The organism is Pseudarthrobacter sp. 10T415 (assembly GCF_056394175.1).
The window spans coordinates 44834-59771 of record NZ_JBFTHJ010000004.1; the positions used below are offsets into that span (position 1 = coordinate 44834).

The window sequence follows — 14938 nt, forward strand, 5'->3', positions numbered from 1 at the left end:
CTGCGACGCGCGCTCACTTGTGGCGGCTTCCCGGGGAACGCGCGCTCACTCCAGCTCCATTTGCCAGCCCTCCTGCACATCATGTGTGGGAGGGCTGGCGCATTTAAGGGCCCCTGGACGTGAGCGGGGGTTCGGGTTTTGGCCGCCACAAGTGAGCGGGGGTTCGCGTTTTGACCGCCACAAGTGAGCGGGCGTTCCGGGGAGAGAAAACCATTGGTTTTTCTAACCTGTATTGATTGGAAAAGGTCGCTTTATCTTATGTGAGCAGGAGCGCATACTGATGAAAAGACCTCCTCCCACCCAAGGAAAGATCGGGAAAACCATGACCCACGTTGCAATGGAACCGGCAGTCACCCACGCGGCCACCCCGCAGACGGTCGACGTCGACGTCCCCCAGGCCAAGGCCCTCGCCACTGAGGCGGTCGCCTTGGTCCGGCACTGGCTCACCGAGGCCGCGAAGGTTCCGGTGGATGCCTCCGCCGAACAGCTGGCCGGAGTCCTAAAGGACCCCAACGGCCTGGACTTCACGGTGGGCTTCGTGGACGGCGTGGTCCGCCCCGAAGACCTCAACGTGGCCGCCCGCAACCTGGCCGCGCTGGCGCCCAAGGTGCCGGCCTTCCTGCCTTGGTACATGCGCAGCGCCGTGGCGCTTGGCGGGACCATGGCCCCGGCACTGCCGCAGGTGGTCATCCCCGCAGCCCGCAAGGTGCTCCGCGAAATGGTGGGCCACCTGATCGTTGACGCCACCGACGCCAAACTGGGCCCAGCCATCGCCAAGATCAAAAAGGACGGCATCAAGCTCAACGTCAACCTCCTCGGCGAGGCAGTCCTCGGCGAGCACGAGGCCTCCCGCCGGCTTGAAGGAACGCACACGCTGCTGGCGCGTCCCGACGTCGACTACGTCTCCATCAAGGTTTCCTCCACCGTGGCCCCGCACTCCGCCTGGGCCTTCGACGAAGCCGTGGAACACGTCGTCGAAAAGCTCACCCCGCTCTTCCAGCGCGCGGCCTCCTTCGCCGCCCCCGGCAGCAGCACCGGCGGCAAGGCCAAGTTCATCAACCTGGACATGGAGGAGTACAAGGACCTGGATATGACCATCGCGGTCTTCACCCAGATCCTGGACAAGCCCGAGTTCAAGGACCTCGAGGCCGGCATCGTGCTCCAGGCCTACCTCCCGGACGCGCTGTCCGCCATGATCCGGCTGCAGGACTGGGCCGCCGAGCGCCGCGCCAACGGCGGCGCCGGTATCAAGGTCCGCGTGGTCAAGGGCGCCAACCTGCCGATGGAGCAGGTGGAAGCCTCGCTGCACGACTGGCCCGTGGCCACCTGGGGTTCCAAGCAGGACTCCGACACCAGCTACAAGAGCGTCATCAACTACGCGCTGCACCCGGAGCGGATCAGGAACATCCGCATCGGCGTGGCCGGGCACAACCTGTTCGACATCGCGTTTGCCTGGCTCCTGGCCAAGCAGCGCGGGGTAGAAGCGGGCATCGAGTTCGAGATGCTGCTGGGCATGGCCCAGGGCCAGGCCGAAGCCGTGAAGAAGGACGTCGGCTCCCTGCTTCTCTACACTCCCGTGGTGCACCCAGCGGAGTTCGATGTCGCCATCGCCTACCTGATCCGCCGCCTCGAAGAGGGCGCCAGCCAGGACAACTTCATGTCCGCCGTGTTCGAGCTGGACAAGAACGAAACCCTGTTCGAACGCGAAAAGCAGCGTTTCCTGTCCTCTCTGGAAGCCCTGGACAACGGCGTGCCGCGCCCCAACCGCCGGCAGGACCGCAGCCTTCCCGCCGCAGCCGTGCCTCGCGCCGGTCAGGCACAACACAGTTTCGACAACACCCCCGACACGGACCCGTCCCTGCCCGCCAACCGCACCTGGGGCCGCGCAATCCTGGACCGCGTTCCGGGCTCCACGCTGGGCAACGCCTCGGTGAAGGCAGCCTTCATCAATGACGAGGCGGCGCTCAACACGGCCATCGAAACCGCCGTGGACAAGGGCAAAGCCTGGGGCGCCCTCTCCGGCGCCGAACGCGCCGAGATCCTGCACCGCGCCGGCGACGCACTGGAAGCCCGCCGTGCAGACCTCCTCGAGGTCATGGCCAGCGAGACCGGCAAGACCATCGACCAGGGCGACCCCGAGGTCAGCGAGGCTGTGGACTTCGCGCACTACTACGCCGAGTCCGCGCGCAAGCTGGACGCGGTCGACGGCGCCACGTTCGTCCCGGCGAAGCTCACCGTTGTCACGCCGCCGTGGAACTTCCCGGTCGCCATTCCGGCAGGGTCCACCCTCGCAGCACTCGCCGCCGGCTCCGCCGTCGTCATCAAGCCTGCCAAGCAGGCTGCACGCAGCGGCGCCGTGATGGTCGAGGCCCTGTGGGAAGCCGGCGTCCCGAAGGACGTCCTCACCATGGTGCAGCTGGGCGAGCGGGAGCTCGGCACGCAGCTCATCTCCCACCCGGCCGTTGACCGCGTCATCCTCACCGGCGGCTACGAAACGGCAGAGCTGTTCCGTTCCTTCCGCAAGGACCTGCCGCTCCTGGCCGAAACCAGCGGCAAGAACGCCATCATCGTCACCCCCAGCGCCGACCTGGACCTGGCAGCCAAGGACGTGGCCTACTCCGCGTTCGGCCACGCCGGCCAGAAGTGCTCAGCCGCGTCCCTGGTGATCCTGGTGGGATCCGTTGCAAAGTCCAAGCGGTTCCACAACCAGCTGATCGACGCCGTCACCTCCCTGAAGGTGGGCTACCCGCAGGACCCCACCAGCCAGATGGGCCCCATCATCGAGCCCGCCAACGGCAAGCTCCTCAACGCCCTCACCACCCTCGGCGAGGGCGAAAACTGGGCCGTGGAACCGAAGAAGCTGGACGGGACCGGCAGGCTCTGGAGCCCGGGCGTACGGTACGGGGTCAAGCGCGGTTCCTACTTCCACTTGACCGAATTCTTCGGCCCGGTCCTGGGCGTGATGACTGCCGGGACCCTGGAAGAGGCCATCGCCATCCAGAACCAGATCGAGTACGGACTCACCGCAGGCCTGCACTCGCTCAACTCCGAGGAGCTGGGAATCTGGCTGGACAGCATCCAGGCAGGCAACCTCTACGTCAACCGCGGCATCACCGGCGCCATCGTGCAGCGGCAGCCGTTCGGCGGCTGGAAGAAGTCGGCCGTCGGCGCCGGCACCAAGGCCGGCGGCCCGAACTACCTTGCCGGGCTGGGCGACTGGACCCCCGCCGAGGCATCCGGGAAGGCTGACGTCACGCACCCCGGCGTCCGCCGGATCATCAACGCCGCAGGCGCCGCCCTGGAGCCGGCCCACCTTGAGTCCGTGCAGCGGGCCCTGGCGTCCGACGCCGAGGCCTGGGCCAGCGAGTTCGGCACCGCCAAGGACGTTTCAGGTTTGAGCGCGGAGCGCAACATCTTCCGCTACAGGAACCTTCCGGTCACCATCCGCCTCTCCGAAGGTGAGCCGCTGGCCCACCTCGTGCGGACCGTGGCGGCCGGCGTGCTGGCGGGGTCGGCGCTCACCGTGTCCACCGCCGTCGAACTTCCCGCCCAGCTGCGGGCGGTGTTCCTCGGCCTCGATGTGGACCTGACGGTGGAGTCCGACGCCGGCTGGCTGGCTTCAGCGGGACGGCTCGCCTCGGCGGGCAAGCTCTCCGGCGCCCGCATCCGGCTGCTGGGCGGCGACGCTTCGGCTTTGGCGGAAGCAACCGGCGGCAGGCCCGACGTCGCTGTTTACTCCCACGCCGTGACCGAAGCGGGCCGGGTTGAGCTGCTGCCGTTCCTGCACGAGCAGGCTGTCAGCATCACCGCCCACCGGTTCGGCACGCCGAACCACCTTTCGGATTCGCTGGTCTAGCAGGCCGGAACAAACGAGGCCGGGCGGCCACCCTCAGGGTGGCCGCCCGGCCTCGTTGTTGGTTGGGCTTGCGGGAGCATGGGTTACGGCCCGCCCGGCCCGTGGGATGTCAGCCCAAGTACCAACCTGGCGGAGACCACGTCACGGGCACGCTGTGGGCCGAGAAGTCCTCGCACCGCGTGCAGTTGTATGCCACCTCGCCCAGAGCCGCGACTGACCCGTCGTGCCGGTAGGTGGGCGGAATATAGGACTCAAGATAGATGAATTCGTCCGTCCGGCACTTTTCGCAGGTCGGCTTTCCGATGTAGCCCGAATCGGTGGTGGCAAGGCCGGTGCCGAGGTTGGACTGACGCGTTGCCGGCCGGGTGCTGGTGTGCGGGCGGGCGTGTGCGGCGCTGAGATGGGTGTTCCTGGCTGTCGTCATTGGCTGCCTGTCCCGGGCGGCGTGCCATGGTGTGCAGGCGCGCCCGTAGTATAGAACCGGCCTGCTGCTTGACCCTGGAGAAACCAGCATAGATTATGCAACGATCTGACATCAATGAAAGATTTCTCCCGTCTCTGCCTTGCCGCTTCACCCCTGGCGGTTGATGATCCGCCCCACAATGGACTGCGTCAGCGCGTCGATGACTTCCGCGTTGGCCAGCGGATTCCGGATCAGGGTGAAATCCACATCGCCCACCGCCGGCAGATCGAACCGGCGGGTGATGATCTTCAGGTCCTCCGGTACCAGAGATGACGGCATGACGGCCACGCCGATTCCGGCCCGGACGGCGGCCAGGACGCCGCTGATCTGGCGGGTGGTGCAGGTGATCCGCCAGGTCCGGCCGTGCGCTTCGAGAGCGTCGATGGCAAGTTTCCGGCTGAGGCTGGGGGAGGGGTAAGCGATCAGGGGCACCGGCGCGCCCGGTTCGAGGGACGTCTGTTCCAGGCCCACCCAGGAGAAGGAATCGTGCTGGACCACAGTGCCGTCCTTGGCGCCGGCCACCCACTTGACGAACACCAGGTCCAGTTGGCCGGCGTTGAGCTTGCGGTAGAGCTGGTCGCTTTGGCCCACAGTCAGTTCAAGGTTGATCTGCGGGTAGATCTGCCGGAACTCGCGCAGGATCCGGGGCAGCCCGGTGATGGCCAGATCGTCAGCCGTGCCGAAACGCAGCCGGCCCCGCATCGCCGAGCCTGAAAAGTAGCGGGCCGCGGCGTCGTGGGCCGAGAGGATGTTCCTGGCGAAACCCGCCATCGCGTCCCCGTTGTCCGTCAGCCGCACGTCCCGCGTGTCCCTGGTGATGAGGACACGCTTGGCGGCGGTTTCCAGCTTCCGGATGTGCTGGCTGATGGTGGGCTGGGCCAGCCCCAGCCGGTCTGCGGCCTTGGTGAAGCTCAGGGTCTCGGCAACAGCCAGAAACGAGCGGAGTTGGGCTGGTTCGAACACGGTGGACTCCATCGGCTGCGCGTTGTATTGCGGTTTGCAATACGAGTTATAGGGACAATACGTCTCCATAATCTGTTAGCGCCACCATAGCGTTAAGGACATCCCGGACCGCACCCACTTTGAGGACAATCCTGTGGCACCCCCACCGCCGTCGTCGGCAACCGTCAGCCAGCCCGTCATCGATTCCGCGAGTTCAGCACCGGCCCTGCCGCCCACCCCGCAAGCTCCCGACGTCCGGAACCGGGACGCGCTCACCCAGCCCGTGCCCGTCGTCGCGGAACGCCTGCCGTGGAAGCACACGTTTATCTCCCTCAGCGTGCCCAACTTCCGCATCTTCGCGGTGGGCCACTTCATCGCCGTCATCGCCATCTGGATGCAGCGCATCGCCCAGGACTGGCTGGTCCTCCAGCTGTCCGGGTCCGTCACCGCCGTGGGGTTCACGGTGGCGCTGCAGTTCCTGCCGTCGCTGCTGCTGGGCCCGTGGGGCGGCATGATTGCCGACCGCTTCGCCAAGCGGAAGATCCTGATCCTGTGCCAGAGCATGGCTGCGGTCCTGGCTGCCCTGCTCGCCACGCTCGCCCTGACCGGCGCCATTGCGGTGTGGCACGTCTACGTGATCGCCCTGGTCCTGGGACTGGTCACAGTGCTCGACCAGCCCGCGCGCCAGGTATTCGTCAACGAACTGGTGGGTCCCACCCACCTGCGCAACGCCATCAGCGTCAACTCCACCACGTTCCAGCTGGGCGGGCTGATCGGGCCGGCGCTGGCCGGATTGCTCCTCACCGCCGTGGGTGCGGGCTGGGCGTTCGCGGCCAACGCGGTGGCCTGCTGCTCCACCGTGGCGATGCTGCTCATCCTCCGCAAGGACCAGTTGCACGTCAGCGCCCCCACACCCAAGAGCAAGGGCATGCTGCGCGCGGGACTCAGGTATGCGCTGAGCAAGCCCACCATCTACTGGCCTTGGCTGATGGCCGGATTCATCTCGGTCTTCGCCATGAGCCTGCCGGTGATCCTCGCGGCCTTTGCCGACCATGTCTTCCGTGTGGGAGCCGGCGGATATGGCCTCCTGAACGCGCTGGTGGCCCTCGGTGCCCTGGCCGGTGCCATAGCCTCGACCCGGCGCCGCCAACTGCGGCTGCGCTCGGTGGTGTTCTGTGCGGGAATGTATGGGGCCATGCTGTGCCTGGCTGCGCTGGCGCCCTCGCTGGCAACGTTCGGGGCTGTGATGGTGCTTTCCGGGTTCTGGTGCCTGATGTTCCTCACCGGCTCCAACCAGCTGGTGCAGATCAGCTCAAACATGGGGATCCGCGGGCGCGTCATGAGCCTGTACATCATGGTGCTTATTGGCGGCCAGGCACTTGGCGGTCCGATGCTGGGGTGGATCGCCGAACACGCTGACCCGCACGTTGCCCTCCTGGTATCCGGCGGGGTGCCTGCGCTCGCGGCAGTTGTGGTGGGCATTGTCCTGGCACGGAAGGGCTCACTGTACCTGAAGGTGGACGTGCGGGACCGGCGCCGGCCGATCCGGATCGTGGACCGGACGGTGCCTGCCTAGCCCTACCCTTCGGGTTTTCCAACCCAAGCGAACGCGGCTACCACGAGCGCCGAGATCCCGGCGTCGAGGGTAGGGCGGATGACTGGGGCAAAAGTCGGTGAGTGGTTGGACGGGATGGTGGATGCCACCGTCCCGTCCTGGACCGCCCTGCCGTACGCCTCGGGATCGGTGCCGCCCAACAGCCAGTACACCAATGGTGCTCCTGCGGCTGTGGCGAGGGTGCCCACGTCCTCGCTGCCGGTGACGGGGCCGGGATCGACGGCGCCGCCCAGCTTTGCGGAGAACGCTTCGCGTACGCGGGCGGTGGCGTCGTGGTTGTTGACCACTACGGGAAAGTGCTGCCCGGCAGTGATCGAGGGCGGTTGGGGAGCCCCGGAAGCTGCGGCCTCGCCGTTGATGATGCGGGTCATGCCGCTGATCATCCGCTCCCGGACCGCCGGATCCGCGGTGCGTATGCTGATGCCCAGCCTGGCCTCTTCGGGAATGATGTTGTCCTTGGTGCCGGCGTTGAGTTGGCCTACGGTGAGGACAGCCGTCTCGTTGCCGCCGATTTCGCGGGATACCAGCCCCTGCAGCCGCATGATGGTGGCGGCGGCCATCACCACAGGATCCACGGTGGTTTCCGGGCGGGAGCCGTGTCCGCTCCGGCCGAACAGCGTCACGGCAAAGCTGTCGGACCCGGCGAAGGCCGGTCCGGCGTGCACACCCAGTGCACCGGCGGGGAACGGGGCCACGTGCTGTCCCATGACAACGTCCGGCACGGGGAAACGGTCGAAGAGACCGTCCGCCACCATGTCGCGGGCGCCGGCGCCGGTTTCCTCGGCCGGCTGGAACACCGCCACGATGGTCCCGGACCAAGCCGGGAGGTGGGCGCTGAACAGCGTGGCCGCACCGAGGAGACAGGTGACATGGACGTCGTGGCCGCACGCATGCATCACGGGAACGTCAGCTCCGTCGGGACTGGTGCCCCGTGCCGTGCTGGCGTAGCCAAGCCCCGACTTTTCTAGGACAGGAAGGCCGTCCATGTCCGCACGGAGCATCACTGTGGGTCCGTCCCCGTTCCGTAGGACACCCACGACGCCGGTCCCGCCGACTGCGGTGCCCACTTCCCAGCCCAGCCCGGAGAGCCGTTCGGCCACGATCCCGGCGGTCCGGACTTCGGCTCCGGACAGCTCGGGATGCTGGTGCAGATCCTCGTAAACTCCGGCGAGGTCTTGTGCCACCCAGGCAACGTCGTCCAAAACCTTTGTCATGACAGTCCTTACTTACGGGTTCGCTTGCTTTGCGACCCTACGCCCGGAGGCAGGCGAAGCGAGGGCCAAAGGCCGGGCGTTCACCGACCGCAAAACCGTCGCCGGACGGGGTAAAAGTATGGCCTTGCCGGCGACAGCCCGTGAGGAGCGGGGCCGAACAATCACCCGCGCAGAAACGGCAGCAAGGTTTGGCTGATCTCCTGCCGGAGAAGTTCCGGAGGCTGGACGGGCTGTGGTCCACAGCGTCGTTGTTATTGTTGTGGCCCACCGTAAACATCACTCGGCAGGCCTGGCCTGGGGAAAACTGGAGCGGCTGACGGGAATCGAACCCGCGTATCAAGCTTGGGAAGCTAGCGCTCTACCATTGAGCTACAGCCGCGTTGCCGCCGCATCTGCGGGGCAGAACTTAGCTTAGCGCAGATGGAACGGCGGTCCGGCCACGGTGCCGGCAGTTCCAGCCGTGTCCCAGGTCCGGCACGTCATCCAGTAACTCTTCAATAACGTCGCCGCATCTGGCTAGGTTGGCACCCGGCGGGCTGGCTAACCTGAACCGGAATGCTGTGGCGCCAGGGGGAGGCGGTCCGGGCAGCATGCCGGCGTCAACCACAGAAAGATCCCCATGGCATCCGCAGAACACGAGGTCCTCATCCGGCGTGACGCCATGGCCGTGTACCTGTACCTGCTGGACGCCACCAACTTGCCCACGTGGCGCGAAGCTGTCCGGAGCGTGAAGCTGGTGCAGGGCTCTGCCGGCACCAAAGGCGCCGTGTACCGCAAGATGGTGGCGGGGCGGTCCGGGCTCAGCATTCCGGCCGAGCTGGAAATCACCCAGGCCAGGCCCGGCGCCGAAATCCAGTTCCGGGTGACCTCCGGCCCGTCGAACCGTTCGGGCGGCTACTACCTCAGCACCGAGAACGACGGCACCCGGCTCCGCTACGCGCTCGAAGCCCGGCCGGAAGGCTCGTTCTCCTTCCTTGACCGGTTCGGCCTCCTGAATAAGATCGCCCAGCGACGGGTCCGCGCCGAGGTATCCCAGCTGGACCGGCTCAAGGACGTGCTGGAGCTGCAGACCGTCAGCTAGCCAGGCGACGTCCCGGCCCACCAGCTTCCGCCGCCGGCCCAGTGAGGGTTCTCCGCCTTCTGCCCTGGTACTTACGGTTTGGTGCTTACTGCGCCAGCCGCTGGCCGGTCCAGGGCCCTGCAATGTTCGACGGCGACGCCAGGCTTCCGCCCGAGAGGTCCCAGTACTGCACAACATCGGAAGCCCTGCGGAGCGCGATACCGGTGGAGTTCAGGCCGGTGACGTTCTTCAGTGCCCTGATGCCTGTGACATCCTGCCAGCCGGTGGCCACCGTAGGCCGCGCCTCGGCACGGAGGGTGGTGGTTCCCCAGCCCCGGTAGAGCTGTACCGCGCCATCAGCGCGGAGGGCGAGGACATCCTGGAAGCCGTCTGCGTCGTAGTCCACCATCGCGAGGCGGGACGCGTTAACGCCGCTTGTGATCAATGCCCTTGCCGAGAGGTCTGTGGTGCCCTTGTTGGGGTACAGGAATAGGTTCCCGCTGCTGTCCAGGGCCAGGATCTGCGGCATCCTGTTGTTGGCGCACCAGCCGCCCACCGCAAGGGTGAGGGACTGCCAGCCGCCGGACCCCAGGGTGATTGCTGCCTGGAACCCTCCGGTGGCGATGCCGCGGTGCAGGGTGAGGTCCCCGTTGGTCCACTGGGTCACGAGATCGTAGGCGCCGTCCCGGTCCCAATCGGTGACGAAGACTTCCTTCGCCCCGGTGAAGCCTGAACCGATGACCTTGGCGGCGCCGTACGTGCGGACACCTGTTGAGGCCCTGTTAAGCAGCTGGCCCGAAGAATTGACGGACACAAGGTCGCCGGGCCCCGTGATGGCCGCGGCACGCAGGTCCAGCGTGGGAGGCATGTGCCGCCCCGTGGCATCGCACAAGGTGGGTGCCGGTGCTGGGAAAGCGGAGCCTCCCCCTGAGGACCCGCCGGACCCGCCGGGTGAGTCCACGGTGCCGGCCGGGAGTGTGGTGTAGCCGAAGAAGTTCACCACACCCCAGATCTGGTAGGTGGAGTTGGTGTACGAGATGCCTGCACCCATGACGTTGAACCGGGGGTCAATGAGCATGGCGTTGTGCCCCGGGGAGCCCTTCCACCACTCCACCAGCTGGGCGGCATCCCTGTCTGTCCGGATGGCGATGACCTCGCCTGCGCCGTTGTTGGGGTTCATGGCGCGCGGATCTGTCCAGAAGTTGGCGCGGTGCTCAATGACCTCGCGGGAGGCAATGCTGTCCGACCACTCCTGGGAGAGGCCGGCCACAGTGGGGTTGTATTTCACCGGATTCAAGCCCTTGGACGCCCGGTACTCGTTGATCTTGGTGAAGACGGTGAGGATCGCTGCGGAGTTGTTGTCCTTGACCAGTGCCTCCGTGGCCGGGGGCGCTGCCAGTGATTCGGACGTTGCCGGCCCGGAAGTAGTGGGCCCGGATGTTGCCGGCGGCGGGGAGGCCAGATCGGCGTCAGGTGCCCACAGCGGGGGTATGGACGGGACCCCGGCAGCGGGCAGCGCAGTGGCGGGACCCGAAGCGCCGGTGGGATCGGCTGATGGCGCGGGGGACGGTTCCTGGACCGGCCTGATGTCCAGCGCCGGTCCCACCGCGGCGGCCGCAGGAGCTGTAGGCGGTGCCACGTCCAGCGGCGCGGTGGGCGAGGCCACCCGGATGTCCGGATCAACAGCCGGGGTGAGGGCGGTGCCGGTGGTGCTGTTCACCGTGCTGGAGCCGCCGCCGTTCCCGGTGGCCTCCCCCAGCGACACGCGTGACGGTCCTGAGGCCGCCACGTGCTGGCCGGCATCCAATGGCAGCGGGGCTGGCCCCGCCGTCGAGGAGGCGAGCACCAGCGCGCAGAGCACGCCAATAAAAGAGGGCGCGACTAATTTATTCACAACATCCCCAGCTCTGTTGGGCCATCCGGGAGACCATCCGGCGCCTGTGTATCTGAGGCAACATTAGCCCCACTGGACAACAGCAACAACGAAAGAATGTGGCTGTGGATATCCCATACGGTAATTTGGGACGGTGCTGATCTCAGACCGCGATATTCGTGCCGAAATAGACTCCCAGCGGATCGTCCTGGAACCGTTCGAGCCCGCGATGGTGCAGCCGTCGTCGGTGGACGTCCGGATCGATAAGTTCTTCAGGCTTTTCGACAACCACAAGTACGCCCACATCGATCCTGCGCAGGAGCAGCCGGAGCTGACGCGGCTGGTGGAGGTTGAGCAGGACGAGGCCTTCATCCTGCACCCGGGCGAGTTCGTCCTGGGCTCCACCTACGAGACCGTCACCCTCCCGGATGACATCGCCGCCCGGCTGGAAGGCAAGTCCTCGCTGGGCCGCTTGGGGCTCCTGACGCACTCCACCGCAGGCTTCATTGACCCCGGCTTTTCAGGCCACGTCACGCTGGAACTGTCCAACATGGCTACGCTGCCCATCAAGCTGTGGCCTGGTATGAAGATCGGCCAGCTCTGCTTCTTCCGCCTAAGCTCCGCGGCGGAGTACCCCTACGGCCAGGGTGAGTACGGCAACCGTTACCAGGGCCAGCGCGGCCCGACCGCCAGCCGGAGCCACCTGAACTTCCACCGCACCCGCATCTAGCGCAACCGGCACTCCGTACCGATTTCGCCTACGCCTGCGCCGGGACCTGCCGCCTCCGCGTCGATGCCTTGACCAGGGGTTCCACGAAGCGCGCGGCCAGCGGGCCGATGACAGCCATCAGCAGGACGTAGGCGGTGGCCAGGGCGGCGAGGTTGGGCGGTACGGCGCCTGAGGCGACGGCCAGCCCGGCGATCACGATCGAGAACTCGCCGCGGGCGATGAGTGTTGCACCGGCACGGAAGCGTCCTGGCCTGGCAATCCCTTCGCGTTTGGCTGCCCAGATTCCGGTAGCCATCTTGGTTCCGGCAGTGAGCACCGCCAGCACCAGGGCCCAGCCCAGTACTGGCGGAATGGATGTGGGGTCGGTGTTCAGCCCGAAGGCTACGAAGAAGATGGCGGCGAACAGGTCCCGCAGCGGTTCGAGGATGCGGGTGGCGTTGTGGGCGGTGGCGCCGGAGATGGCGATGCCGAGCATGAAGGCGCCCACCGCTGCGGAGACCTGCATGGCAGAAGCCAGGCCGGCCACCAGCAGCGCAGCGCCCAGCACGTTGAGCAGGAACACCTCCGAGTTTTCGCTGTGCACGGCCTTGGACACATGGTGGCCGTGCCGCAGCGCCACCATGAGCACCGCAGTGACCACGGCCAACGCAATGGCCACGGTAGTCAGCCCGCCCAGGAAACTGACGCCCGCGAGGGTGGCAGTAAGGATGGGCAGGTAGACGGCCATGGCCAGGTCTTCGAACACCAGGATGGACAGCACCACCGGTGTTTCACGGTTGCCCAGCCGGCCCAGGTCCGTGATGACCTTTGCGGCGATTCCGGACGAGGAAATGTAGGTGACGCCGCCCATCACCATGGCCCCCACACCGCCCCAGCCGAGGAGCAGGGCCAGTGCCGCTCCCGGAAGGAAGTTGAGCACGAGGTCCAGCACGCCGGCCTGCCACGACCGCCGCAGGCCGGTGAACAGCTCCGCCGCCGTATATTCCAGTCCGAGCATAAGCAGGAGCAGGATGACGCCGATCTCGCCGGAAAGGTGTGCGAACTCGTGCATGCCTTCGAGCTTCACCACGCCACCGGCGCCGAAAGCGAGCCCGCCCAGCAGGTAGAGCGGGATGGGTGACATTCCTATCCGTCCGGCCAGCCTGGCCAACAGGCCAAGGCAGAACACAACGGCCCCCAGTTCGATGAGGGTCAGGGCCAGCGGGTCCATAGGGGTCAGCCGTGGCGCAGGATGTCGGCCGCCGAATCGAGGCCTTTCAGGGTTCCGACAGCAACCAGCAGGTCACCGGTATGCAGGATCACGTCGGGTCCGGGCGAGGGCAGGACCTCGCCTTCGCGCATGATGGCCACGATGGAGACGCCGCACCGGGTACGGATGCACGCCTTGCCCATGGGCTGGTTCTGGAACGGGGACTCCGGGGCGATGGAGAACTGCCGGGTGACGATGCCCGGGACGTCCTTGTGCTCCTCCGTCAGCTTCATGGCGAGGTGCTGGCCGCCCAGCAGGTTGCCCAGGGTGGCGGCTTCATCGCTGGTCAGCGGAATGGAAGCCTGGCAGGTATCGGGATCGTCCCACGTGGAGACGATGAGCTCGGTCTGGCCTTCCCTCAGCTCCACCACGCCGATCCGGCGTCCGGAAGCTGTCATGAAGTCCTTCCGGCGGCCGAGGCCGGGAAGATTCGTTTCGTCCACGTTCATGGTTAAAGCCTAGTCTTCCGGAGCGTTGCGTGGGTGGGGTCAGGCGGAGGGGACGACGGCGATGGGAGCCTTGTCCGGCGACTTCACCGGCAGCAGGACCAGCAGCCCGGCGAGCAGGACCACCATGATGCCCAGGATGCCCCAGCGCTGAGCCTCTCCGGCGGCCACCAGAGGGGTTGCCACCGTGATGCACAGCGTGAAGAGGGCCGGTGCCAGGAAGCTCACGGCCCGGCCGGTGGTGGCGTAGAGACCGAACAGTTCGCCGGACTCCCCGTGCGGTGCGAGCCGGGCGAGGTACGCGCGCGATGACGACTGCGCCGGGCCCACGAACAGGCAGAGGAACAGGCCGAACACCCAGAACGTGGTGCTTCCGGCCCACTCCATGCCGAAGAAGGAATAGTCGCCATTCCCCAGTACCAGGATCACGGTGCCTGCCACCAGCAGGCCCGCGAGTGAGCCGATGATGACGGCCTTCGGGCCCACCCTGTCGTCCAGGAACCCGCCGACGATGGCTCCGACTGCCGCCACCACATTGCCGAAGATGGCGAAGAAGATGACCTGTGACAGCTCGAACCCGAAGGTGCCCGCGGCGATGATGCCGCCGAAGGTGAACACTGCGGCCAGCCCGTCACGGAACACGGCGCTGGCCAGCAGGAAGTAGATGGTGTGCGGGCTGGTGGCATAGATGGCGCGGATCCGGCGGAAGAGCAGCCGGTAGCTGGCCACGATGCCGAGGCGGGCTGCCTGGCCGGTCCGGGGCAGTTCCGGGACAGCGAACAGGACCGGCAGGGCAAAAATGAAGAACCAGAGGGCCGAGAACACGGCCACCAGCCGGATGTTCAGGCTGTCCTGGGTGGACGCGCCGAACCAGTCGAAGCTGGGCTGGACGAACAGCTGCAGCACGATCAGCAGTGCCACGATGCCGCCCAGGTACCCGGCGCCCCAGCCGATGCCGCTGACCTTTCCGATGTTCCGGGGGGTGGAAATCTGGGCCAGCATGGCGTTGTAGTTGACCCCGGCGAATTCGAAGAACACGTTGCCCAAGGCGATCAGGGTGACGCCCAGCAGCAGGAATTCCGGCTGCGGGAAGACGAAGAAGCACAGCGCGGTGAGGACGGCGACGGCGGCCGTGTTGACTCCCAGCCACAGCTTCCGCCGGCCGCCGGCGTCGGAGCGCTGCCCGGTCACGGGGGCCAGCAGCGCGATGGCGAGGCCCGCCACGGCGAGGGCGCCGCCGAGGACCGCCGAGGCTTCGTCCTTGCCGCCGAAAGCGTTGGACGTCAGGTAGACGGTGAACACGAAGGTGGTCATCACGGCGTTGAAGGCCGCCGAACCCCAGTCCCAGGACGCCCAGGCCAGGATCCGGCCCTTGCTGGAGACCTGGTTGCCGGATGCTAGTTCCGAGGACGGCTGCATGGCCCGGGGAGCGCTGGCGCTGTTCATAGCTGCATCGTATCCGCCGAGGGCGAACAGGATGCGGACCGAAG

General features: G+C 66.8%; 11 protein-coding genes and 1 tRNA gene. 4 read left to right on the top strand and 8 right to left on the bottom strand.

Features of this window, described 5'->3' with window-relative positions; all coding sequences use genetic code 11:
* Nucleotides 1–322 precede the first annotated feature (322 nt).
* Nucleotides 323–3856, top strand: coding sequence for a proline dehydrogenase family protein (locus AC1DBN_RS07730; protein ID WP_477722939.1), 3534 nt, complete (start codon nucleotides 323–325; stop codon nucleotides 3854–3856).
* Nucleotides 3857–3965: 109 nt separating this feature from the next.
* Here the strand turns inward: AC1DBN_RS07730 and AC1DBN_RS07735 are convergent, their stop codons facing one another.
* Both AC1DBN_RS07735 and AC1DBN_RS07740 read right to left on the bottom strand, forming a co-directional pair.
* Complete coding sequence (locus AC1DBN_RS07735) at nucleotides 3966–4280, bottom strand: hypothetical protein (protein WP_091716541.1); 315 nt, start codon at nucleotides 4278–4280, stop codon at nucleotides 3966–3968.
* 147 nt (nucleotides 4281–4427) lie between these two features.
* Nucleotides 4428–5282 (bottom strand): LysR family transcriptional regulator, encoded by an 855-nt coding sequence (locus AC1DBN_RS07740; RefSeq protein ID WP_045732473.1) that lies wholly within the window; start codon nucleotides 5280–5282, stop codon nucleotides 4428–4430.
* A 133-nt stretch (nucleotides 5283–5415) separates the two neighbouring features.
* Between AC1DBN_RS07740 and AC1DBN_RS07745 the strand changes: the two genes are divergently transcribed.
* The gene (locus AC1DBN_RS07745; RefSeq protein ID WP_477722940.1) at nucleotides 5416–6837 is read left to right on the top strand and encodes an MFS transporter; all 1422 of its coding nucleotides are present in this window, start codon (nucleotides 5416–5418) and stop codon (nucleotides 6835–6837) included.
* Between the two features lie 2 nt (nucleotides 6838–6839).
* Here the strand turns inward: AC1DBN_RS07745 and AC1DBN_RS07750 are convergent, their stop codons facing one another.
* Together AC1DBN_RS07750 and AC1DBN_RS07755 are read right to left on the bottom strand one after the other, a co-directional pair.
* Nucleotides 6840–8090 (bottom strand): amidohydrolase, encoded by a 1251-nt coding sequence (locus AC1DBN_RS07750; protein ID WP_477722941.1) that lies wholly within the window; start codon nucleotides 8088–8090, stop codon nucleotides 6840–6842.
* Between the two features lie 305 nt (nucleotides 8091–8395).
* A tRNA-Gly gene (locus tag AC1DBN_RS07755) sits at nucleotides 8396–8469 on the bottom strand.
* A gap of 240 nt (nucleotides 8470–8709) precedes the next feature.
* Here AC1DBN_RS07755 and AC1DBN_RS07760 point away from each other — a divergent pair.
* Nucleotides 8710–9171 (top strand): SRPBCC family protein, encoded by a 462-nt coding sequence (locus tag AC1DBN_RS07760; RefSeq protein ID WP_091716514.1) that lies wholly within the window; start codon nucleotides 8710–8712, stop codon nucleotides 9169–9171.
* Nucleotides 9172–9256: 85 nt separating this feature from the next.
* Here the strand turns inward: AC1DBN_RS07760 and AC1DBN_RS07765 are convergent, their stop codons facing one another.
* Nucleotides 9257–11044, bottom strand: coding sequence for a CAP domain-containing protein (locus tag AC1DBN_RS07765; protein WP_091723682.1), 1788 nt, complete (start codon nucleotides 11042–11044; stop codon nucleotides 9257–9259).
* Between the two features lie 133 nt (nucleotides 11045–11177).
* Here AC1DBN_RS07765 and dcd point away from each other — a divergent pair, with 133 nt between their 5' ends.
* A complete protein-coding gene (dcd, locus tag AC1DBN_RS07770; RefSeq protein ID WP_091716511.1) occupies nucleotides 11178–11753 on the top strand; it encodes a dCTP deaminase in 576 nt (191 codons plus the stop codon).
* 28 nt (nucleotides 11754–11781) lie between these two features.
* Here the strand turns inward: dcd and AC1DBN_RS07775 are convergent, their stop codons facing one another.
* The 3 genes from AC1DBN_RS07775 to AC1DBN_RS07785 are packed head-to-tail and all read right to left on the bottom strand — an operon-like array spanning nucleotide 11782 to nucleotide 14894.
* On the bottom strand, nucleotides 11782–12963 hold the full coding sequence (locus AC1DBN_RS07775) for a cation:proton antiporter (RefSeq protein WP_091723681.1): 1182 nt from the start codon (nucleotides 12961–12963) through the stop codon (nucleotides 11782–11784).
* Nucleotides 12964–12968: 5 nt separating this feature from the next.
* Nucleotides 12969–13451 (bottom strand): cation:proton antiporter regulatory subunit, encoded by a 483-nt coding sequence (locus AC1DBN_RS07780; RefSeq protein WP_056081463.1) that lies wholly within the window; start codon nucleotides 13449–13451, stop codon nucleotides 12969–12971.
* A 39-nt stretch (nucleotides 13452–13490) separates the two neighbouring features.
* Nucleotides 13491–14894 carry an MFS transporter gene (locus AC1DBN_RS07785; RefSeq protein ID WP_477722942.1) on the bottom strand — a complete coding sequence of 468 codons (1404 nt, stop codon included), beginning with the start codon at nucleotides 14892–14894 and terminating at the stop codon, nucleotides 13491–13493.
* Nucleotides 14895–14938 lie beyond the last annotated feature (44 nt).

What these genes read in the sequence shown, in the direction of transcription:
- AC1DBN_RS07760 (WP_091716514.1), top strand. Translation starts at nt 8,710, where the DNA reads ATGGCATCCGCAGAACACGAGGTCCTCATCCGGCGTGACGCCATGGCC.
- AC1DBN_RS07785 (WP_477722942.1), bottom strand. Translation starts at nt 14,894, where the DNA reads ATGAACAGCGCCAGCGCTCCCCGGGCCATGCAGCCGTCCTCGGAACTA.
- AC1DBN_RS07730 (WP_477722939.1), top strand. Translation starts at nt 323, where the DNA reads ATGACCCACGTTGCAATGGAACCGGCAGTCACCCACGCGGCCACCCCG.
- AC1DBN_RS07780 (WP_056081463.1), bottom strand. Translation starts at nt 13,451, where the DNA reads ATGAACGTGGACGAAACGAATCTTCCCGGCCTCGGCCGCCGGAAGGAC.
- AC1DBN_RS07735 (WP_091716541.1), bottom strand. Translation starts at nt 4,280, where the DNA reads ATGACGACAGCCAGGAACACCCATCTCAGCGCCGCACACGCCCGCCCG.
- AC1DBN_RS07775 (WP_091723681.1), bottom strand. Translation starts at nt 12,963, where the DNA reads ATGGACCCGCTGGCCCTGACCCTCATCGAACTGGGGGCCGTTGTGTTC.
- AC1DBN_RS07750 (WP_477722941.1), bottom strand. Translation starts at nt 8,090, where the DNA reads ATGACAAAGGTTTTGGACGACGTTGCCTGGGTGGCACAAGACCTCGCC.